Origin of the sequence: Cognatiyoonia sp. (assembly GCF_965661665.1) — a bacterium.
In the GTDB taxonomy this organism is placed as follows: Bacteria; Pseudomonadota; Alphaproteobacteria; order Rhodobacterales; family Rhodobacteraceae; genus Cognatiyoonia.
Map to the genome: position 1 here is coordinate 1 of NZ_CBFIEO010000007.1, position 286 is coordinate 286.

At 53.5% G+C, this 286-nt stretch carries 1 protein-coding gene; it reads left to right on the plus strand.

The window, feature by feature from the left end; genetic code table 11:
• Positions 1-286: ABC transporter permease subunit (locus ACTF5F_RS05865; protein ID WP_438955947.1), on the plus strand; the 286-nt coding region annotated here is incomplete at both ends.

The window sequence follows — 286 nt, forward strand, 5'->3', positions numbered from 1 at the left end:
ACCCTCTTTGCGCTCGCTGTTGGTATCCCATGCGCCTACGCGATGGCCTTCAACCCCAGCCGGGCGACCAAAGATGTCCTGATGTGGATGCTGTCGACGAAAATGCTTCCTGCGGCGGCTGTGCTTTATCCAATGACCTATCTGACCAAGAGCGTTGGCCTCTTCGACACGCACTTTATGGTGATCGTGGTCTTGATGCTGATCAACCTGCCCATCGTGATCTGGATGCTCTTCACCTACTTCAAAGAGATCCCAAAAGAGATCATCGAAGCGGGTCAAATGGACG